We start from the raw sequence: 19,459 nt of genomic DNA on the forward strand, positions 1-19,459 counted from the left end.
TTGACCACCGCCTCAAGGGCTGTGAACGGCGTCGGCTACCGGAGCAGGCTTACAAGGATCGCGACCAGCACGAGGGCACCCATGCAAATGGCGGTGCGGCGGCCGATGCGGTTCACTTTGTGCCTCCCGAGTTAGTGGTCGAGCGGGCGGTTGACGTCCCCGCGCAAGCCCTACCTTGCCGGCATGACGGTCGCAACCGAAGCCTGTTACGCCGAGCGCAGCTATACCGGGGTCGAGACCGTGTTCTCCCCCGGTTTTTCGGCTTTGTCGGCCACCGATGTCCTGGTCGGCTATTTCGACAGTACCGGCGTCTCGATCCAGCTGACCAAGGATCTGCACTTCTCGGTCGCCCTCGACGGCTCCGGCGCCGTCACCGTCACCAAGATCGCGTTCCCGTCGGCCTCGCCCGCCACCCCGGTCACGCTGTGGTTCTTCCGGCATACGCCGGCGACGCAGGGCGTCGATTTCGACAATCTCGGCCGCTTCGATCCCAGCGTGCATGAGCGTCTGGCCGACGCCGCCGCCATGCGCGACGCCGAACTGCGTTCGCAGTTCGATCGCGACATTCAGCCATTCACGACGTCGAGCGACGGGGTCGATTTTCGGCCGCGCGTGGTCAGGGCGGCCGATCCGGTCGCCTCGTACGACCTTGCCACCAAAGCCTATGCCGATCTGGTCTCCGGCTCCGATGCCGCGGGCCAGGCGGCCGCGTCTGCGCTCGCCGCTGCGGGCTCGGCAACGGCTGCCGCCGGCTCCGCCTCGGCGGCCGCCGGATCCGCCGCGAGTGCGGCGACCAATGCGGCGCTGCTCGCAAGCCCCGACTACGGATTTTTCTCTGACGCGCCGAGTGCGACGCGCGACTACGGGAGCACTTGGACATGAGCGTGCAGGTTCAACACCGCCGCGACACCAACACAAACATCGAGGGCGTGACGCCAGCCGTGGCCGAGCTCGGCTACGACACCACCAAGAAGGAAGCGCTGATCGGCGACGGTGCCACCGCCGGCGGCGTCCGCATCGCCAAGAAAAACATTCGCGACATCCTGATCCCGGCACAGATCACGGCGAACCAGAACGACTACAATCCGGCCGGCCTCAAGCATGCCGGCACCTTGATCATTTCAACCGATGCGTCGCGCAACATTACCGGCCTGGTGCCGACCACGGTTACGGATGCAACCGACGGCCGCGAGATCACGATCTACAATTCGGGTTCGTTCAATACCGTCCTGCAGGATCAGAACGCGTCATCTAGCGCGGCCAATCGCTTCGACTTCGGCGGTAGCGATGTCACGCTCGGACCGAAGCAGTCCGCGACGCTGCGCTACCGCACCCAAGGGGCGCTCAATCGCTGGGAGCTGATCTCGTCCACGGCCGGCCAGGCTGTCGCCGATGGCGCGATCAGCGCCCGCAAGCTCGCGACGTCCGCGCTGGGCGGCCGTGCCGGAATGGTCAACGGCGCCATCGCGGAAAGTCGCGCCGGCGGCGCCGCGACCTTTGCCCTGAAAACACTGGCTGGCACCGACCCCAGCACCAGCGATCCGGTTTATTTCGTGTTCCAGAACGGCGCCGGCGGCTATGCCGTTCGGACCGTCACCGCGGCGCTGTCGCTGGTGATCTCGTCGGGCTCATCGATGGGCGCCACCAGCGCGGTGCCGTTCAAACTGCATATCATCGCCATCGACAATGCGGGCACTGTAGCGCTCGGCGCGGTCAACTGTGTCAGCGGCGCCGACGTGCTGCCGTTGCTCGAAGGCCTGCCCGTCAGTACCACAGCCGAGGGCGGCGCCGGTGCTGCCGACAGTGCGCAGGTGATCTATAGCGCGGCCACGCTGGCCTCCAAATATATCTGCCTGCTTGCCTATGCAGCCTATGAGACAGGGCTCGCTACCGCCGGCACATGGGCCGCGGCGCCGACTTCGATGGGGCTGCATGGCCCGGGCGTGTCGCGGCCGGGCGATCTCGTCAGGGTGTTCTCCAGCGAAACCGGCGCGTTCGCCAACGGCACCACGCAGATCCCGTTCGACGACACGATCCCGCAGATCACGGAGGGCGATCAGTATCTGCTGCTCGCCTGCGCGCCACGGTTCGCCAGCCACATTCTCGACGTTGCCGTCGACATGGCGATCGGCAATTCCGCCAACGCAAACATTACCGGCGCGCTGTTTCAGGACAGCGGCGCCAACGCGCTTGCAGCCAAGAACACGGTGGTGGTAGCGGCCGACTTGGTGCAGCTCTCTTTTTCGAAAAGGATCGCGGCGGGGTCCACCTCGACGGCCCTGAAGGTGCGCGCCGGGGCGGCCGGCGCCGGCACCACACAGCTCAACGGCGGCAACGCCGGTCGTAGATATGGCGGCGTCGCATCCTCATCGATCCGTGCGCTTGAGATTGCGACGTGAGCGACGATGACCGTGCGATTATGGCCGCCGTTGCATCCTTGCGTCCCGGCGCTGGGTGGAATTTCAACTACGGCCACGGCCTGGCCGGCCTCTCCTGGATCGACAGCAGGATCGCAAGGCCGAGCGATGCCGAGATTGAAGCCGAGATCGTGCGCCTGGCGGCGCTGCCGCTCGCGGCCGCCAAGCTCGAACAGCACCTGACGTCGACGATCGCCGAGCTCGCAGCACCAAAGGAACACGTCATGCGCGGCATGAAACGTCTCGCCTTCCTGACGCAGGATCTCGTGAAGAACATGGACGCCGAGGCCGACAAGGTCGCCGACGAGATCCAGCTGGCGCATGATCGCGCCCAGGCCGCGATCGACAAGTTCCGGCAGCATGGCGCCGATATCCGTAAAGTTGCGGACGATATCGAGGCGGCGCTGGGGCAAATCACCAACAGCCCTACCGAGGCGTCGACCGGCTCGTCGGGCACAACGAGCGGTTGACGTAAGCGCTGCTGCCGCATGTTCGCGGCATGATGCGCATGCTGATCCTCCTTTGCCTGCTCACGGCTTCCCCGGTGTGTGCCCACGCCGGGGAAAGCGTTTTGGCGTCCTGGTACGGCTTCGAGAGCGGGTCGCGGACGGCGAACGGCGAGCGTTTCGATCCGCATGCGATGACCTGCGCGCACCGCTCGTTGCGGTTCGGCACGCGCCTGCTGGTCGCCTATCGCGGCCACAGCGTGATCTGCCGCGTCAACGATCGGGGCCCTGCCGCTTGGACCGGCCGCAGCGTCGATCTCTCCCTCGGCGCGGCGCGCACCATCGGCATGGTCGATGCCGGCGTCGGCCGCGTCACCATCGAAAGGGTTGACTGATGTCGCGCTGGCCTCACGACGATCCCGCTTCGCTGGCAGCCTTCTATGGCGATCCCGCCAAGGACGAGCCCGGCAAGCAGCTGGTGCCCGTCATCCCGCCGTTCCAGATGTACTACGACGGCAAGCCGGTGAAGCAGATCCTGTTTCACCGCAAGGCTGCCGGCGCGCTGCGGGCCGCGCTCGAGGACATCTGGACGTCCTGCGGCCGCAACCAGGCCCGGGTCGACGCCTTGCGGATCTCGCACTATTCCGGCGCCTACAATCATCGCCTGATCCGCGGCTCCGCCGATCGCTGGTCGAACCATGCCTATGGTGCGGCGATCGACTTCGACGCCGAGCACAACGGCTTCAACACCGGTCACGGCACCATGTCGCAGATCGTGATCGACGCGTTCAAGCGCCAGGGCGCGTTGTGGGGCGGCGATTACCATGGCCGCACCGATCCGATGCACTTTGAATTTTGCTCGCGCGAGGCAGCCGTGGCGCGGCCTGTGGCGCTTGTCGGTGAGGGGCAGGCCGATGGCGACAGCGATGCCCCGGAAGGGGCTGATGAGGATCAGGGGCCGCCCGGCAGCCCGCCGGGGCCCGCGCCGTCGGCAAACGGCTTCTTCAGCCGCGCCCGCAACTGGGTGGTGGCTGCCGGATCCAGCATCGGTTTTGGCGGCCTCGGCGCATTGACGGACTGGCAGATCGCCGCGGCGCTGTTCGCCTTCATCTTCCTCTCCGCGGTTTGCCTGGTCACGTTCATCATCTGCTTCTTCGGCGCCGAGCCCGTCCGGGTCTGGGTTCGAAGGCACGTCGCATGACGAGCGGGCTGTTCTGGGATCTGGCGACATCCGATGTGGCGCTGGCGATCGTTGCAGTCATCCTGATTGCATCGTTCGTGGTGTCGCGCGTGCCATTCGTCAGCATGATCCCGGCGATTGCGCCTTACGTGGTGCTCGCCGGCTTCGTGACCTATCTCGCGCTCGCCGGCCTCATGCTGTGCGTCGGCTATCGCCTGAGCGACGAGCGCGCGGCGCTGCGTCAGCTCAAGATCGACCTCGATTGGTCCGAAAGCCAGCTCGAGCAGCAGAAGGCGACGGCCGAGGACAAGGCGCAGCTGGCGAAAGAGAAGGCGGCAGAGGCCGAGGATCTGAAGGGGAAGGTCGATGGATACGAACAGCGCCTGGCGGCTCAGCCGGTCGGCGATTGCGGTCTCGATGACGGCGATCTTGATGGGCTGCGCGCACTCCGTGGTCGCGCCAAGCAGCCCGACGGTCGCCATCCCTCGCGACTGCGAGGACTTGGCGGAGCCAGTCGCACTGCCAGACCTTAAGAAGGGGCAGAGCGCCAAGTCGGCGCTGGCCCAGCACCGGGCCGCGCTGGTCAACGCCGACAACAACCTAGACGCCACGCGAACCTGCCAGGCGCGGCAGCGCGAGCGGTTCGCAAAGGGAACCTGAAATGCTTGGTGAGAATTTTGCCGCGATCTGCGCTCTGGTGAACCTCGGCGTCACGGTTTTCGGCGGCTTCGCCTTCCTGATGACCGTCAAGTCACACCAGGCAGTGCAGGATGTGCTGCTAGAAAACCTATCGAAGTCGGTCAGCCGTCTCGATGCCACGGTCGAGGCCTTGCGACGCGGCGATGGCTGGATCCAGGCGCCCCTGCATCGCTCGGTCGACCGGGAATATCCCAGCAGCTGAGCGCGGCCTGAAGCGCGACCTCGCCCAGTTTCTGATAGGCGTTTCAAAGCGATCAAATGAAAACTTCGAAACTGCCACGGTGAGCAGGAACGAGAAGCCGCACACGATCAGGTGCTGTCGCGGGAAGGTCTCGCCCTTGAAGAAGATCATGCAGACCAACAGCACGAGGCAGATGCAGTACACGTGGTACATGTACATGCCGTAGGAAATCTCGCCGAGGAAGCGGGTGATCCTGTTTTCGATCTGGATGATCGAATTCTTGTTCAGCGACACGTTGAGAACGACGATCGAGAAGGCAATGGCGTCCCACCTGAAGTCAAAATATTGCTCCTTGCCCGACAGGATGGCGGCTGTAATCACCACGCCAACGGCGGCCGCGGCCGCGCACTGAAGCATCGGCGAGAACAGCACCCTGTTGAGGGTCTCGATCTTCAGGCTGTAGATCAGGTAAGTCAGGCAGCCGATCGCAATGGTGCCGTAGAAACCCGGTGCCCAGTAGTAATCGTGAGCGAGTTTTTCGCAGGGCGCGAGGTGGCACGTCAGTGGAGCGGTGAGGCTAAGGATCTCTGGAGAAAAAGCGACGGCGAGCAGCGTGACGATCAAGGCAGGTTTGCCGAGCCCGCGCACCATGAGCGGATATAGCAGGTAGAAGCTCTCCTCGATTGCGATGCTCCATGTCTGTCCGATGAACAATGGACGGTCAGCGTAGCCAGGAAGGACGAGCAGGATCAGAACATAGTCTGTGAGGGTCATCGGCTGATAGAAGCTCGCGCTTCTGACGAGCTGGTTCAGTATCAGGGCTGGGATCACGACGAGAAAGTAAATCGGCCAAATTCTGGCAATGCGCTTGACGTAGAACTGCCTGACGTCGACGGCGCCGGTCGCCTGCACCTCGCGGTCGAGCAGGTAGGTGATCAGAAATCCGCTGATGCAGAAGAACATCACGACGCCGAATTTGCCGGAGATCCACAGCCATTCGGGATTGTAATAGCCTGCGAACTCGTACTGCAGAGCGGTCGCGTGCTGCATAATGACGACGAGCACGCTGACGGCGCGAAGGCCGTTCAAGTTCGGCAGGTAGTTGGGCAGCACCATGAGTTCCCCGGGAATTTCGGGGCGGACCTTAACGGTGCGCCCCGGTCGGGTAAATCGGCGTGCGACATGGGCCCACAGGGAGCCCACTGTTCCCGACGTGTTCACCCCAGCATGCGACACGTAAGTCATTGAGAACAGGTGACAACTAGTAGCTCTTAATCAGCGGGTCCCAGGTTCGAGCCCTGGTGCGCCCACCATATAAATCAAGACCTTAGCGAGACGAACCGTTTGAGGCGGCCGAACTAAAACGGTTTTTCAAACGGTGTTTTTGCGTGCAAGTCAAAGGGTTCGCTCTCCGCATTGTGATCGCCGTAGGAGCGCATGGCCACCGCAACACAAGGTCGATCCTTCCGGGGTCTGACGACCAAGTGAAAGTGCCCTCCGTCGCCGAACTCCTTCGATTAGCATCGAGCGGATCGACTTGGCCCTCTCAAGGCTGAAACAGGGGTTCGATTCCCCTAGGGAGCGCCAGCTTAATCAAACACTTACGCGAGATATGAATTGCAGGCCCGGTGTCAGGTAAGCACTGGGTAAGCACTAGCATCCGACTGGTCCACAGTGACGACCCCTCCGACAATCAGGCGCTGGTTAAACCGCGGCTACACTGCCGATGAGGTAAATGCGATTCTGATCTATTTGCGAGCTGAGCGGCGGCGGCTGATGAGGAGGACGCCTCCACAATCTCGCGGTCAGACGGCGGCACCAGATTGAATGGCAAGCGCTTCGTGCGACAGCAGATCCGGGCGAAGACGAAGAAGTTTTACCGATACCGCCCCCTCAACCTTCCAACGCTTCTGATGTTGGCGCGGCTCCAGAAGAATGACTTTTTGAGCGGCCTTTTTCCCGGACGCGATGATGCATGAATACCTATCCTGGAGCGGAGACCAACGGGAGCTTCGCCCGAGATCGATCTCAAAGACTTTTCTTTCGTTCGCAATCCGAGAGAGACGATGGAGAAGCTTTCCCTCGTCCTGCAGATCGAAGCAACGCAGCTACGGGCGCGACTAAACTTCGACGACGAACGCTGCACCGACATCGGCGCATTTCTGGTCCTTCAGGCAATCCGGCAGAACATCGCTCCAGTTTTTGAGGGCGGTCGGATGAACTTGCCGATGCAGAAGGTTATAGACGCCGTGGGCTTGCGAGCAGCTTTGAACATGGCCCCGTTCCATATCGAAGATAATCGCAACATTTGGCCCTTTCACTTACAGCAGAGAAGGGCAGGTAGGTCACGGTCAGCCGGCCGCCACATTGAGCCCCAAAAAAAGGAACAGGTCGCCGGTCGATTTGTCGATACCGTGAACAAGTGGCTGGCACTAGTCGCCAATCCGACACGCCGTCGACGCCGAGCACCACGGCCTCGCCGTCGATTACGAATTGCTGCTCGCGGTTCTTCAGCGCGGCCTGCACAATCCACGAGAAGCGGGCGGTCCAGTTGTGGCCGTTCTTCGTGATCAGACGCACGGACTTGCCCTGGCGCTCGACGCGCAGCCGATAGCCGTCATATTTGATTTCGTGGATCCAGTCGGGGCCGACAGGCACGGCTTTCGCTGCTGTGGGCAAGCAGAACTCGAACGCTTTCAGCATGGCAGATAGATGGGCTGGGGCGCGGCTTTTTGAAGTCTTTGTAGGGACGGCCGAATGGTGGTCCGGTTATCGCCAACAGCGTCCGAGTTCACGTCCCTGTCGGCTTCTCGGCTTGAATATGTAGAATGTAGAGGGTGTTCTGCTTCTCGTCGGTGACTTCCATGCGCCATTCGCGGCCAGGAGTGAGCTTCCCGTCCAATCCTTGGAGTATCTGCCCGGCGGTGCGCGTTGCTTCCTCCCATGCGGCATGCTTGTCCGGCAAATCTTCGCCCACCTCGTCGACTTCCCTGCGCTCGTGCGTAGTATGAAAAAAGTACCTCGGCATGGTAGTGCAATGCCGAGATTCGAAGTCCGTTCCCAATGTTCAATTGTGCACAGAAAGGCACCTCGATTTGGGAAAAGCTAATCGTGGGTAGAGGAGATCACCGTGAGCGAGTTCAGCCGCCGCGTGCAAGCGAACATGGATGTCGTTCTGGAGGAAGTGTGTGCCTCCTTGCCGCACGGCGGCGATCATGAGACCCGCAAGTTCATCGCGGAGCAAGTGAGGGAGGCCGCGAGCGCTGGGCAAACCAATCTAGGCGACCTCAAAGCAGTCGGGCTACGAGCCCTTCGCGCAATTAAGAAAGGCGCTCCGAAGTCCGCAGATGGTTAGGGAAGGACGACCTTGGCATAGTGCTTCTTCAGCCAAAGATTGCAGGCGCAGGAGCGGCGGTTGAGAGCTGCCCGGTCGCGGATTCGAATCTCTCCTCGAGCGGTCTCGAGAATGCCTTCGGCCTTAAGACCTTGAATGACTCGGCTTAGATAGCTGCGGCCTATTCCGAGCAGCCCAGCCAGCCGTTCGTGCGTAAGCGTGATATGTTCGGCGCCGGTGTGTTCGATAATGTGCAAGATCCACTTTGCGGCTCGTTGCTCGATAGAATGTGCTGCGTTGCAAGCGGCTGACTGGCTCTGCTGAGCGAAGAAATACTCAGAATATCGCTCAAGAAGGAGCCGCAGTTTATCTGATTGATGCTTCACATCGCTGAGCTTGCGAACGGGCAATTTTGCGACAGGACCTCCAGCTCTGATAAGGACGCTGGAATAGGATGGTAGAACGCCACTGCCAACCCCGCCGATCGCTCCCTCGCGACCTATCAGAACCGCGTCTACATCGCGGTCCTCTTCGGTCGCGATGGTGACAGAAATTAGAGTGGGCCCGCAGGGAAAGTAGACGGTGTCGACGACGTCGCCGGGATGATAGAGTGTTTCGCCCTGAGCGCATTCAACAAGGGACAACGAGGAGCTGAATAACTTGTACTCCCTGTCCTCGATCTGCCGAAGAAGGGCATTCAACGGCCGCATATACAAATCAACCATCGTGGTCCCGCGCTTGTTGGACCACAGCATTAACGTTCCTTAGCGGGAACCGACTGTATGATTGTGTACGTTCTTGAAGCCAGTGAGGGCTTATTTTAAAAAAGCTATTCGAGCAATCTCAGGGTTCTTCGTCCGCCCCAACGAGCGGTGACCGGTCAATACCTCTCGGTCGCTGACGCGCTGTAGGCCGCAACCTGCAAGGTCGTGCTTTCTTGCAGCTCACCCTTTCGATTGCGCATGTGAGCAGGCGGCTTATTTGCCGTCGCCAGGAAATGTCGGACCGGCCCCACGTTGTGAGGAGGGGGGCAACAATGGAGGAAGCTCATGAAGAGATTGTCGGCTGCGCTCGTCGTCTCCGCCTTGTCCGTAGGACCGGTCATGGCACAGCAAGCCACACCCAGCCAAAACCTGCAGAACGAGGCCGATAAGGGCGTCAAGACACATAACTCTGGCGCTTCCGGTAACGTCGGAAGTCAAGAGTCGCCTGGCTCCGCAGCGCACCCTCCTGGCCAGCCTGCCGCTGGTGCTGCTGCAACTGCCACTAGCGGGCAAAACTCCGGCGCCGGCATCAGCGGTGCGCCCGGCGGTAAGAGCGGACCGCCCCCCGGGCAAGGCACTGTCGGCTCAGCGGGCGATTCTACAGTGCAACAGCAGGATCCGAGCGGGGTTAAGGGACTCCCGGGCAACAAGAGTGGCCCGCCTGCGAAACGTTGAACCAGTCGCTTTAGCAACTCAGGGCTTGGTCGAGCAGCATCACCTAGCCCTGAGTGAAGCGCGTGCTATACGCCGGGCGCTTGCTGACGCAAACGGGATACGGGGCGCGGTAAGCTGTAAGGGCCGCAATCACCGCCGATTACGGTCCTTCTCAGATCCTTTCGCAACGTAGGTTAACTCGCCGTCGAGACGTCTGATTTCGGCCTTGGATGAACGCGGGAGTCGACCAGGACCTCCGTGATCGCGTCGCGAAGGCTGTCACGATCAAGGATGCGCATAAGGCGGGCCACCGTCGCTGCTGCATCCCGCTCGTCCGTGAGGTAGTCGGCCAACGCCATCATTGCGAGGTCGTAGCTCTGCTCGATCTGCTCCGCCGGCGTCAAGCGGGCCATGGTCACAGATCCTCCCGCAGGCCTTTGAAGAACGGATGTCGCACCTTCCCCTCCGCCGACTTGGCGCGATACTCGATCTCGGCGAGCAGCTTCGGTTCGACCCAGATGCCCTTGTGCGCGATGCGGCTGGTGTAGGGCTGGGTCTTTCGCTTGAGCGGCTCTAGGCGGTTGCGAAGCTCGGCTGCCGACGTCTTGTCGAAGCCGTGGTCGACTTTGCCGGCGTAGATCAGCTCGTTGCCCTTGCGCCTGCCAAGGTACATTCCATCCCACTTGCCGTCATCCAGCGCGAAGCCGGCAATGGTCAGGGTTTCGCGTTGCGCGCAGGTCTTCTTGACCCAGTTGTTGCCGCGGCCGCTCGCATAGACGCTGTCCCGCACCTTCGAGACCACACCTTCCAGCCCGATCTTGCAGGCGTGCGCGAACATCTCGCCGCCATCGATTTCGAAGCTCTCGCTGAATTGGATGTTGCTGCCCGCGAGGATCTTTTTCAACGCCGCCTTGCGCTGATCCAGCGGGAGCTTCCGCAGATCCCTGCCGTTGAGATAGAGCAGATCGAAGGCAACCAGGACGATTTTGGTCGAGGTCCCTTTGAGCTCGTTTTGCAGCACTAAAAAATCCGTGGTGCCATCTACGGCAGGAACGACGATTTCTCCATCAACAATCGCAGAGTTAGCCTTGATGTGCCAAGCATCTGCGGCGACTTTCTTGAAGCGATTGCTCCAGTCGTGGCCACGGCGGGTGAACACGGTGACTGCTTCATTGGCGAGATGCACCTGGACGCGATAGCCATCGAACTTGATCTCATGGACCCAACGCTCGCCGGAGGGCGCACGGTCGGTCGAGGTCGCAAGGGCGGGCTCGATGAATCCGGGGAACGGCGCCTTTACGCCAATCGCTTCCGTCTTCTTTCGCTGAAACGCCACCGCTAAACCAAGCGTAGGCTGAACTGCCGCAGATCCTGAGCGGCGTAGCGGTCGACGAACTCCTGAAGGTGCGAGGGAACGTCGCTCAGTTGCAGGTCGCAGCGATGCTGGATTTCACGCGCAATGTCCTCGGAAACGTCCTGGGACCAGCGCTCCGCGGTGTTGAACGCGACCACCCTGATCGGCCGGCGGTATTCTCCCGCCATCAGATCTTGGATGACCGTCTCCAGATCCGCCGTCTCGAGGTCGGCTTCGCGCCAGGCGCGGCCGGCCCGCCCGAAATCATCGGCCACCAGATACACGGTGGGCTCGTCATCGGGGACGATAGACGGAATCCAACGGGACTGACGCATACACAACTCCACGCCACAGAACCGGGATTCAATTTGACGCGAGCTGATTCGTTCCCGAAACTGGCAGATAACCCGCCGAGCGCGGGGGCAAATCGGGAGGATGATAATGGCAGTGAACAAGCCGACGGGCGACAATGCTCGGAAAGGTGCCGTGAAGAAGCGTTCCCAAACAAAGACAACGCTGGGCGGGGCTTTCGCTTATACTAAGCGAGACAAGACCTCCGGCGAGTTTATGGCTGTGAAGAAGCCCAAGAAGGGCAAGAAGGCCGCCAAGAAGTTCAAAGGCGTTCGCGTGGAGAAGAAGGCTGCCAAGAAAGCTAGCAAGAGAAAGACCGCCACAAAGCGCTGACTGGTGATGTTCTGAAAATTGGCAGACCATGCCCACGTGGTCCTAATAGCGACGCTGCTGTTCATTCACGGAGTTAGACGGGATCTTCCTTCACCCCGCGCGCGACAATCCGCAGAGAGCCATCCGGCAGCGGCCGCTGCAGCTTAAGGGCCTCCTCCGGCGGTGCCCTCATCCAAGTCTCGACCTCCTCCGGGGTGGTCAGGATCACGGGCATGGCCTTCGGGTGGATGGCGCCGACCTCGGCATTTGGCTCGGTGGTCAGGAACGCGTAGAGGTCGTTCGTGGTCTCGCCTTCCTTCACCTTCCGCACTGAGGTCCAGTTTGTCCAGATGCCGGCGAAGCAGGTGAGGGGGCGGGTCTCATCGAGCGCGAACCAGATGTCGCCGCCCTCGGCCTTGTTGAACTCGCTGAATGAGTTGAATGGCACCACGCAACGGTTCTCGAAGCCGAGCCATCTAGCCCAATGCTTGCTCTTCACGTTGCGGATGTTGGTTGTGCCGCCGTCCGGCTCCATCCGAAGCAGCTCCTTGAAATCGACCGTCTTGCCTTTGGCTTGCAGCTTCTCCGCACGCTTCTTGGTGGCGTCCATCAGCGCTTTGGACGAGGACGGCATGCCCCATCGCGCCGTAACAAGTTCGCGGCCGTCAGCGCCGTTCCTGACGATAGGGGCCTTGTAATCGGGGAATACGCCCGGCATTGGCGCGAGGTTGCCGACGTAGCGATTGACAACGCGGAACAGCGCGCTGATCGCGGCCTGGTTTGTGGTGACGCTATAGAGATTGCACATCGTCAGCAGGCCTTCTTCGTGCGCCGTGATGGTGCAGCGGGTGGGGGGTCGCCGGCCGGGCGCAGACCGATCAGGTCGGGCCGGCGCTTTTTGCCCAGGGTGCGCTGGCAGCGGCCGCAATAAAGAAAATCACGCATCAGCGCTACGTTACGATCACGGGGCTGCACGACCAAGGAAAGGTCAATAATCTCGGTGTGCTTGCAATGCTCGCAGCGCACTTCGAGGAGCGGGAAGCCTCCTGCGATGGCCGCCTTGATCGTTGGCGAGGCGTGATCGAGCTCCCCAATGAATACGGCCGTGTTCCAAGCCGCGCAATCGAGGGCATAGGCGGTGGCGCGCGCTGCGTCCGCAGCCGCATGGGCCGTGGCCGCCTGCTCAAGGAGATTGGCGAAGGTAACTTCGGCCTTATGGATCTCGCGGGCGAAGTATTTGCGGTCGCCGCCTGACATGAGTGGTGGCTTGATGATGCGGGCGGCGGACATGGCGCAATATCGGCTCGAATCGCGAACCAGAGAAGCCCCTAGTGCTAGAAGGGGGAGCTCGGTTCCGCGCAAGGTATTTGTCAAGTCCGCAATTCGGGCCAGCAAAATGCTGATGGCCCCCGTCGCCAGCGCCGAGCTGAGCTCGATCGCACTCGCCATTGAACTGTGGGACTTGCCCGTCAAGTAGCACACCCTGTACCAACTAAGGCAGCCTCAGTGGGCGGCCCGGATGTCCTCCCGGACGCGAACGAAGTTCTCTGTGTGGAGAGGTGGCCTCTTGGCCGGTCCTAGTCGATCGAGGCTAGCCCGAATGCAAAAAGTGCGGCGCCAACAACAATTAGCACGCTCAGCGGCCCCCAAAGAAGCCAAGCGCCCAAAAGTGCGAGCGACAAACCCGACAGTAAGATCAAGACCGAGATTGAGTTTTGCATTTGCGGGGAGACGGCCGAGAGTACCATATTAATCACCGAGATGAAGTGGCGTTCCATGGGTTAGGTGGCGGGCACTCCCGCCTGAAGACCGTAGTCATCCGGGCGAGAACACAGGTGCAACTTGGCTTAGGAATCCAGACTAATTCCAGCAAATGGTTTTGGCATGCCGCGGTATTACTTCGATTTTTACGATGACACGGGCGTAACGATTGACGACGATGGGCACGAACTGCCCGGCCTGGATGCTGCGCGCAGTGAGGCCCGCCGCACCATCGGCGAAGCTGCGCGTGACTTAACGGCGAAAGGCCAAGATGGTCTTATAAAGGTTGAGGTTCGCGATAAGGGCAGTGCCCTGGTGAGGGTTGCCCTCACTATCCTAACGACCGACCTCGTCGGTTAAGGCCGGCTCAGTCGGCGGACTCTCTGCCAGACATTCTCAGCGGATTCGTGATGTTACCGCTCTGGATGAACCCACTTATAGGGCCTGATTCCATGGCTTTCGGTCACCTTTATCATATGGGCTATGGGCCCGTTGCGACCCTTGCGGCGAGACCGGCATTTGAGTGAGCCTCCAGCTTCTCCGTCGCCAGCAACCTCATCGTCGCTGTCGTCCAGTTCGAGGTCATCTCCGAACGGGCTCGACCGCTTATCCGACAGCCAGCCCGGAGACGGCTCTTCGTCCTGCTGCTCCTCGAGCTCGGTCATGACGTAGGGGTCGGAGGCGTCCAGGAAGGCGATCAGCCTAGTGATCTCGGCGGATGCCTCTTTCCTCAGTCTGGCGAGGTCACCGAGAGCCCGTTCACGCTCACGCTGTTGGATGCCTAGGCCGTGCAGGATCGCACGGGTGGAGTCCGCCGGCGGTTGCGTTTCGGTCATGCCGACACCGCCATCGCTTCCACCGTCCGGCAGAGCATCAGGAAAAGCCAAGAGCCTTCCTCAAAGTCCGGCCAAGAATCTCCACGGTCCTCTCGATCGCGCGCGTAAGCCAGAAGCGCGACGGCGCCAGCCGGGCTTAAGTCATCGGTTGAAAGGAGTTCCGAGGCAGCTTCCTGCTCCTCTAGCGAGGCCCTGCAGCTCTCCTCAATATGGGCAATCCAGTCCGGGTGATCGGTCGGCACGCGCCGGTCAGGATCGCCTCTTTGGGCATCAAAGAAACTCGACTGCCGGAGCTCAAAAGGAATGCGCTCCTCCAACTCATCTTCGCCCAAAGTGGCGTCATACGCAGCATAAGCCGCCCGGTGCCGTTCGATGGCCGCGAAGATTGGATCGGGCTTGCTTTCAACGGCCAAGCCATCGCCGGCAGAAAGTGTCGCGCTTGCTGCCGCAAAAATTGCCGTCTCAAGAAAGGCGCGCCGGCTCGGCTTCGTTGTATGGCTATCAATCAAATTTTGGGCGAGCGTCTCTGTCGCGCTCGAAGTTACCCCCCCCAAAAAAATTCTAAAATCGATTAACCCAGGTTAGTGGACAGCCGGATGCGCAGGGGGAGAAACCGCGCGGCCTGTTCGTGTCACGCTGGCTGGTTAACGAGCGCTCGATCTCGCAAATTGAGGCGGCTTACCGCTGCTCAAATCCGGCCTGACGTCGGCCGCTCGGTTGCCGCATCCGGATTCAGCCAAGCGAACATTCGTCCGGCCAACGACGTATTGAAGGCAACGACCCGGGCTGGATGACGTAAGGCCGAGGAGATCAAGGCAGCCGCAGTCGCGGGAGCTACGTTTCAATAGATGTGTAATGGTATTCCAGCTGGTGGCGGCAAGCGGGACCGTTCGTTGATCATCACGACGTCGAAAAAATTGCAACGACAGCGGAAGCTCGATCCTGAGTTCGATGCGTTCGTGTCGAAGCACTTCGCGGCCAACAACTTCGTCGGTCAGCTCTTGCGCCACAACAAGGATGTGTCCGAAGAGATGAAGACGACGCTGCGTCTGATCGGAAAGATCAGGCACAAGGTCAAGGCGTCCCTCCAGTTCGTCAACGAACAACGCCCGCCGCATCGGTCTTGCTGGGGAGCACCCAATCGACCGCGAGCAGGCAAGCTTCGACGATAACAAAGGCCACCGACCCGCCGAGCCAACCGAAGAAGACGATGGAGAAGGTAGCGAGCAAGAGCGCGCAGAAGATGTCGGCGAGCACCTTGCCGTTGCGCTCGTCTCGGGTCTGGTCGGCTGTCAAGTAGGGCATTCGCGTCTCCTGCAGAGGCGCAAAGCCTAGCTTCAAGCGCGCCGGGAGTCGACCGCCGTCGGCCTCCGTCAGTGCGCTGCCGGCTCTTCTTCGATCTCCTGCCCGTGCAGATGCTTAAGCACGTCGCCGAGGTCGCGCATGTCCAGCATCTTGCCGCAGATCGTGCAGCGGATGAAGTGCTCGCGCTCGCTTTGCGGCGGAGGGCCTTCCGGCTTGCCCTCTCGGAACGTCATGCGGTGCCCTTTAGAGGCGGCGCGAGCCGCACATCAAAGCGCCTCGTCGCATTGGCGCTGATGAAGCCTTGCAGGGCGGCTGAGACATCGTCATCGCTGTCGATCGCGCGCTGCGCCAGTGCGTCCGCGACGTCGGAGGTGGCGTCGCGCGACCATCCTTCGCCCACATTGAAGCACACCACGATCCGGACCGGATAGACGTACTGGCTGGAGAGGAGGCCTTGCACCACGGCTTCGAGATCGGTGTCCGCTTCGTCCGTCTCGCGCCATGCGCAGCCCGCCCGCGCGCCGAAGTCTTCCAGGACAAGGTCGATGTCGCGGTCGAGACGATCCGCCGGGACGATCGAGGGCGAGGTACGCATACGCTCACTCCATTACAATCGACCGGCCGGAGATCACGAGTTGGCTACCCTATTGAAATGCAAGGGTACGACGGTCCCCCTTGCAGCTGAATCACGAGAAACCTCCCTGCGATGTCCTTCCGGATCTGTGCCGAGGAATGTCTAGGCAGCGTGAGATTGCCTGCACTGTGAATTAGGAGGCCACCGACAATCCGCTTGAGAAGAACTGTGATGTTCACTCTTGTCGCATAGCGTCGTTCCTGATCGGAAGAGAGGCCTTTGATTTCTTCAACAAGTTCGAGCAGCCGTGCTTTTAGCTCGTAGCTTGCTTGGTCGAGCAATGCCGGGTGAGCCAGAAAAGCAAGAACGGTGATCTCAAAGTCTTTGTATGTCCAGGCGGAGCGGCTGCAGGCGCTCTCATTCAAGACCTGTTCGCATAGGAGGACCTGCACATTCGAAATCCGATGGAAGATGACTTCGCCGCCGCAATAGGCACACGAGCATAGGTCACCGAAAATGTTAGCCAGATCATTTCCTTTGCGTCCGCGATGCGCCAGATTCTGTTGGCGCGCCGCCTGCGCAGCATCGAAAGTGGCCTTGTCAATGACTGCAGGGTAATAGCCGGAAATGGGAGGGCCGCTCGGGATTCCCTTCTTATGACCTGCGGCGAAGGACTTGGGCTGGTGCTCACCGTAGGTCGCCCGGTTCCTGAGCATCGAGTCTATGGTCGTGTTGTCCCAGTTGAGCGCACGGCTGAAGGTCGGCACCTTTAGTTCGTCAAGGTAATTCGCAATGGCGTAGCTGCCCATCCCGCCGATCGCGAGTTCGAAAATCTTTCGCACGGTTTCGGCCCGGTCCGGCAGAAACACGAACGACATCCTGTCTTCGGTCAGGCCGAGCCAACTCGGCGCCGCCGAGATCTTTTTGCTGTTCTCTTTAGACATGGTGATCCTGGGTTCCGAAGGGTGCCTTCGCCGTCTGCGGACACTCGATTCGTACGTTAGAGCATGCGTTTTTTCAGCTTCCACGGTTAGGGAGCTTGCATGTTCCCGCCGGGAAGGCCGTTCGTGGGCGACCACTCACGCGGTCGTGAGCGCCAAAATGGTCATATTCTACAATGGCTTAAATGAAATCTTTCCCCACAATGCTGCGTGATTTTTGTGCAACACCTGTCTGAAAACAAGCTTCGTCGGCCCGTTTCGAAGCGTTCTGTTGTTGTGTGTGCAGGGACCATCGATCATGGTGACTGGGCGACGGAGGGGGGCATCCCGAGGTCGTCCTGTCTTAGGTGGTTCGCTTAAGTCCCTCGCGTTAGCGGGTGTGTCCGAAGGCGCGAAGCGGCTAAGCGGTGAATTTAAGGGACAAGGGAACCAACCTTAGGGTGTCTTCACCCAGCGGATCCGGAACCTTCCCTATGGCAAACTTGGAGGTTTAACATGAAGTTGGTTAAGAGCCTTTTGCTCGGTTCCGCGGCGGGTCTGATCGCGGTTGGCGGAGCGCAGGCAGCCGATCTCCCCGTGAAGGCCAAAGCGGTCGAATACGTGAAGATCTGCTCCCTTTACGGCGCGGGTTTCTACTACATCCCGGGCACCGACACCTGCATCAAGCTGGGTGGTTATCTGCGCGCTGAAGTCGCGCTGAACACCAACTCGGATTACGGTGGGCAGTTCGTAACGAACAACGGTTCCCGCAACCGTCTGACGAACTACTACACCATGCGCGCTCGTGAAGATCTCAACATCGACACGCGCACCGCGACCGAATACGGCGTTGTCCGTACCTTCTTCGACGGCGTGTTCTCCTGGACCACCGGCAACTACAACGGCACCGGCAGCGCCTTCGGCGGCACCGCCTACAGCAACACGCTGGCCCTCAACACCGCGGGTGCGACCCCGTCGCTCGTTGGTTCCTCGGTCAACCCGACTGACGGCGGCACCTCGGGCGGTTCGCTCGGCGTGTACTACGCCTTCATCCAGTTCGCTGGCTTCACCATGGGTAAGGCCGTGTCGCAGTTCGACGCGCCCTGGACCAACTATCCCGGCAACAACTACGACAGCCTCGTCGGCGGTTCCGGCACTGTCACTGGTGTCAACCAGTTCTCCTACACCGCTGACTTCGGTCAGGGCGTCACTGCGGCGTTCTCGGCTGAAGATCGGGCGGCCTACTATGATGCCGGTAACCTGAACCTGTCGGGCGGAAGCGTCGCTGGCATCGTTGGTGGCTCATACGGCTCCAACGGCATCGGCGGTACACGTTCGCCGAACCTCGTTGCTATGGTTCGTGTCGACCAGGCCTGGGGTCTGTTCCAGGCGTCGGTCGCTGCGCATGACAACCACGTTGCCTACTACGGCGCCACCGAGCCGACTGGCCACCCCGACGACAAGTGGGGTTGGGCTGCTCAGCTTGCTCTGTCGATCAAGAACATCCCGACTGGTGCGGGTGACGTGATCAACATCCAGGGCGTCTACACCGACGGTGCGACCCGCTACAACTTCCAGAATCTCGCGGGCAGCGCCTACTCGATGTTCGGCTCTTCCGGCACTGCCTACCAGAGCGTTGGCTTCGCCAATGCTCCGGACACCGTGTATGTCACGGGTAGCCAGCAGGAGACGATCAAGACCTGGGGCTTCCGCGGTGCTTACACCCATAACTGGGATGCCTACTGGAACACGGCGATCTACGGTGCTTACGCTCAGGCGCAGTACGGCTCGCTCGGCAAGGCCGCTATCTGCGGTGTTGGTGGCACGTTCGCCACTGGCGCGGCTGTGGCTGGCGTTACCTCGTGTAACCCTGACTTCGCCATCGGCCAGGTCGGTTTGATCACCCGCTGGACCCCGGTCAAGAACCTGACGTTCTCGGCTGATTTGGCCTGGACGCATCTCGACCAGAAGTACTCCGGCGTGGTTGCCGTGGCCCCCTCGGGTGTCACAGCTAAGCCGGCTGCAGTCTACGAGCTCAAGGACCAGGACACGCTCACCCTGCTCCTCCGCGCTCAGCGCAACTGGTAAGTTCGGTCTAACGACTGCGCATTGGAGCTCTTGGCGGGTAACTGCCGAGAGCTCCTCAAAGCCCTCGGCGGGCAACTGCCGAGGGCTTTGCTGTCTTCAGGAGCAAGTTTACGAGTTCGAGTCCTTCAAGGAAGATTCGTTCCGGCCTTTGTCACGGCCGGCGGCGGCCTTTGATCTCGCATGCCTTGCTGTGGTCATAGCCGATCCGGCCGTGCAGATCGACGCGGAATTTTTTCGCACGCGGAAAGGGTGTTAAGCGCGATTCGAGCTTTAAGAGCTCGGC

Annotated in this window: 25 protein-coding genes, 1 tRNA gene and 1 pseudogene; 11 read left to right on the forward strand and 16 right to left on the reverse strand. The window is 60.9% G+C overall.

The window, feature by feature from the left end:
- The first annotated feature begins 150 nt into the window (after positions 1–150).
- From IVB40_RS07730 to IVB40_RS07755, 6 genes and pseudogenes are all read left to right on the forward strand, one after another.
- Positions 151–882 (forward strand): hypothetical protein, encoded by a 732-nt coding sequence (locus IVB40_RS07730; RefSeq protein WP_247818553.1) that lies wholly within the window; start codon positions 151–153, stop codon positions 880–882.
- Positions 879–2,399 carry a hypothetical protein gene (locus tag IVB40_RS07735; protein WP_247818554.1) on the forward strand — a complete coding sequence of 507 codons (1,521 nt, stop codon included), beginning with the start codon at positions 879–881 and terminating at the stop codon, positions 2,397–2,399. Before IVB40_RS07730 ends, IVB40_RS07735 begins: the two co-directional genes overlap by 4 nt.
- A complete protein-coding gene (locus tag IVB40_RS07740) occupies positions 2,396–2,887 on the forward strand; it encodes a hypothetical protein (RefSeq protein ID WP_247818555.1) in 492 nt (163 codons plus the stop codon). Before IVB40_RS07735 ends, IVB40_RS07740 begins: the two co-directional genes overlap by 4 nt.
- A 95-nt stretch (positions 2,888–2,982) precedes the next feature.
- Positions 2,983–3,258: pseudogene (locus tag IVB40_RS07745) on the forward strand (septal ring lytic transglycosylase RlpA family protein); the annotation flags it as partial.
- Positions 3,258–4,064 (forward strand): M15 family metallopeptidase, encoded by an 807-nt coding sequence (locus IVB40_RS07750; RefSeq protein ID WP_247818556.1) that lies wholly within the window; start codon positions 3,258–3,260, stop codon positions 4,062–4,064. The pseudogene IVB40_RS07745 and the gene IVB40_RS07750, both read left to right, overlap by 1 nt.
- Complete coding sequence (locus IVB40_RS07755; protein ID WP_247818557.1) at positions 4,061–4,576, forward strand: hypothetical protein; 516 nt, start codon at positions 4,061–4,063, stop codon at positions 4,574–4,576. Before IVB40_RS07750 ends, IVB40_RS07755 begins: the two co-directional genes overlap by 4 nt.
- 254 nt (positions 4,577–4,830) lie before the next feature.
- Here the strand turns inward: IVB40_RS07755 and IVB40_RS07760 are convergent, their stop codons facing one another.
- Positions 4,831–6,039, reverse strand: a complete 1,209-nt coding sequence (locus IVB40_RS07760; RefSeq protein ID WP_247818558.1) for an acyltransferase — start codon at positions 6,037–6,039, stop codon at positions 4,831–4,833.
- Positions 6,040–6,440: 401 nt separating this feature from the next.
- On the opposite strand from IVB40_RS07760, the gene IVB40_RS07765 reads away from it, so the two are divergent.
- A tRNA-Glu gene (locus tag IVB40_RS07765) sits at positions 6,441–6,510 on the forward strand.
- Between the two features lie 651 nt (positions 6,511–7,161).
- Here IVB40_RS07765 and IVB40_RS07770 read toward each other — a convergent pair.
- Together IVB40_RS07770 and IVB40_RS07775 are read right to left on the reverse strand one after the other, a co-directional pair.
- Positions 7,162–7,626: a hypothetical protein gene (locus IVB40_RS07770; protein WP_247438528.1), complete on the reverse strand. Its 465-nt coding sequence runs from the start codon at positions 7,624–7,626 to the stop codon at positions 7,162–7,164.
- 88 nt (positions 7,627–7,714) lie between these two features.
- Entirely contained in the window at positions 7,715–7,900 is a 186-nt protein-coding gene (locus tag IVB40_RS07775; RefSeq protein ID WP_247438530.1) for a hypothetical protein, read from the reverse strand.
- 153 nt (positions 7,901–8,053) lie between these two features.
- Between IVB40_RS07775 and IVB40_RS07780 the strand changes: the two genes are divergently transcribed.
- A complete protein-coding gene (locus IVB40_RS07780; protein ID WP_247438532.1) occupies positions 8,054–8,278 on the forward strand; it encodes a hypothetical protein in 225 nt (74 codons plus the stop codon).
- Here IVB40_RS07780 and IVB40_RS07785 read toward each other — a convergent pair.
- The 4 genes from IVB40_RS07785 to IVB40_RS07800 form a co-directional block, all read right to left on the reverse strand.
- Positions 8,275–8,982, reverse strand: a complete 708-nt coding sequence (locus tag IVB40_RS07785; RefSeq protein ID WP_247438534.1) for a Crp/Fnr family transcriptional regulator — start codon at positions 8,980–8,982, stop codon at positions 8,275–8,277. The genes IVB40_RS07780 and IVB40_RS07785 overlap by 4 nt on opposite strands.
- 887 nt (positions 8,983–9,869) lie before the next feature.
- Positions 9,870–10,088 carry a hypothetical protein gene (locus tag IVB40_RS07790; protein ID WP_247438536.1) on the reverse strand — a complete coding sequence of 73 codons (219 nt, stop codon included), beginning with the start codon at positions 10,086–10,088 and terminating at the stop codon, positions 9,870–9,872.
- Between the two features lie 2 nt (positions 10,089–10,090).
- Positions 10,091–11,011: a non-homologous end-joining DNA ligase gene (ligD, locus tag IVB40_RS07795; RefSeq protein ID WP_247438538.1), complete on the reverse strand. Its 921-nt coding sequence runs from the start codon at positions 11,009–11,011 to the stop codon at positions 10,091–10,093.
- 2 nt (positions 11,012–11,013) lie between these two features.
- Entirely contained in the window at positions 11,014–11,313 is a 300-nt protein-coding gene (locus IVB40_RS07800) for a hypothetical protein (RefSeq protein WP_247818559.1), read from the reverse strand.
- A gap of 157 nt (positions 11,314–11,470) precedes the next feature.
- Here IVB40_RS07800 and IVB40_RS07805 point away from each other — a divergent pair, with 157 nt between their 5' ends.
- On the forward strand, positions 11,471–11,713 hold the full coding sequence (locus IVB40_RS07805; RefSeq protein WP_247438542.1) for a hypothetical protein: 243 nt from the start codon (positions 11,471–11,473) through the stop codon (positions 11,711–11,713).
- A 73-nt stretch (positions 11,714–11,786) separates the two neighbouring features.
- Here IVB40_RS07805 and IVB40_RS07810 read toward each other — a convergent pair whose 3' ends face one another.
- A complete protein-coding gene (locus tag IVB40_RS07810; protein WP_247438544.1) occupies positions 11,787–12,500 on the reverse strand; it encodes an SOS response-associated peptidase in 714 nt (237 codons plus the stop codon).
- Between the two features lie 2 nt (positions 12,501–12,502).
- Positions 12,503–12,982, reverse strand: a complete 480-nt coding sequence (locus IVB40_RS07815) for a hypothetical protein (RefSeq protein WP_247438546.1) — start codon at positions 12,980–12,982, stop codon at positions 12,503–12,505.
- A gap of 594 nt (positions 12,983–13,576) precedes the next feature.
- Here IVB40_RS07815 and IVB40_RS07820 point away from each other — a divergent pair.
- Complete coding sequence (locus IVB40_RS07820; protein ID WP_247438548.1) at positions 13,577–13,813, forward strand: hypothetical protein; 237 nt, start codon at positions 13,577–13,579, stop codon at positions 13,811–13,813.
- Between the two features lie 53 nt (positions 13,814–13,866).
- On the opposite strand, the gene IVB40_RS07825 is transcribed toward IVB40_RS07820, so the two are convergent.
- The 7 genes from IVB40_RS07825 to IVB40_RS07855 form a co-directional block, all read right to left on the reverse strand.
- Complete coding sequence (locus IVB40_RS07825; RefSeq protein WP_247438550.1) at positions 13,867–14,289, reverse strand: hypothetical protein; 423 nt, start codon at positions 14,287–14,289, stop codon at positions 13,867–13,869.
- On the reverse strand, positions 14,286–14,798 hold the full coding sequence (locus tag IVB40_RS07830) for a hypothetical protein (protein ID WP_247438552.1): 513 nt from the start codon (positions 14,796–14,798) through the stop codon (positions 14,286–14,288). Before IVB40_RS07830 ends, IVB40_RS07825 begins: the two co-directional genes overlap by 4 nt.
- A gap of 135 nt (positions 14,799–14,933) precedes the next feature.
- The gene (locus IVB40_RS07835) at positions 14,934–15,395 is read right to left on the reverse strand and encodes a hypothetical protein (protein WP_247818560.1); all 462 of its coding nucleotides are present in this window, start codon (positions 15,393–15,395) and stop codon (positions 14,934–14,936) included.
- The gene (locus IVB40_RS07840; protein WP_247438565.1) at positions 15,385–15,594 is read right to left on the reverse strand and encodes a hypothetical protein; all 210 of its coding nucleotides are present in this window, start codon (positions 15,592–15,594) and stop codon (positions 15,385–15,387) included. Before IVB40_RS07840 ends, IVB40_RS07835 begins: the two co-directional genes overlap by 11 nt.
- Positions 15,595–15,662: 68 nt before the next feature.
- Complete coding sequence (locus IVB40_RS07845; protein ID WP_247438567.1) at positions 15,663–15,827, reverse strand: hypothetical protein; 165 nt, start codon at positions 15,825–15,827, stop codon at positions 15,663–15,665.
- The gene (locus IVB40_RS07850) at positions 15,824–16,189 is read right to left on the reverse strand and encodes a hypothetical protein (protein ID WP_247438569.1); all 366 of its coding nucleotides are present in this window, start codon (positions 16,187–16,189) and stop codon (positions 15,824–15,826) included. The genes IVB40_RS07845 and IVB40_RS07850 overlap by 4 nt, the downstream gene beginning before the upstream one ends.
- Before the next feature lie 44 nt (positions 16,190–16,233).
- A complete protein-coding gene (locus tag IVB40_RS07855) occupies positions 16,234–17,112 on the reverse strand; it encodes a recombinase family protein (RefSeq protein ID WP_247438571.1) in 879 nt (292 codons plus the stop codon).
- Between the two features lie 492 nt (positions 17,113–17,604).
- Here IVB40_RS07855 and IVB40_RS07860 point away from each other — a divergent pair, with 492 nt between their 5' ends.
- Positions 17,605–19,176: a porin gene (locus IVB40_RS07860; RefSeq protein ID WP_247438573.1), complete on the forward strand. Its 1,572-nt coding sequence runs from the start codon at positions 17,605–17,607 to the stop codon at positions 19,174–19,176.
- Positions 19,177–19,459 lie beyond the last annotated feature (283 nt).

The organism is Bradyrhizobium sp. 40 (genome assembly GCF_023100925.1).
Lineage (GTDB): Bacteria > Pseudomonadota > Alphaproteobacteria > Rhizobiales > Xanthobacteraceae > Bradyrhizobium.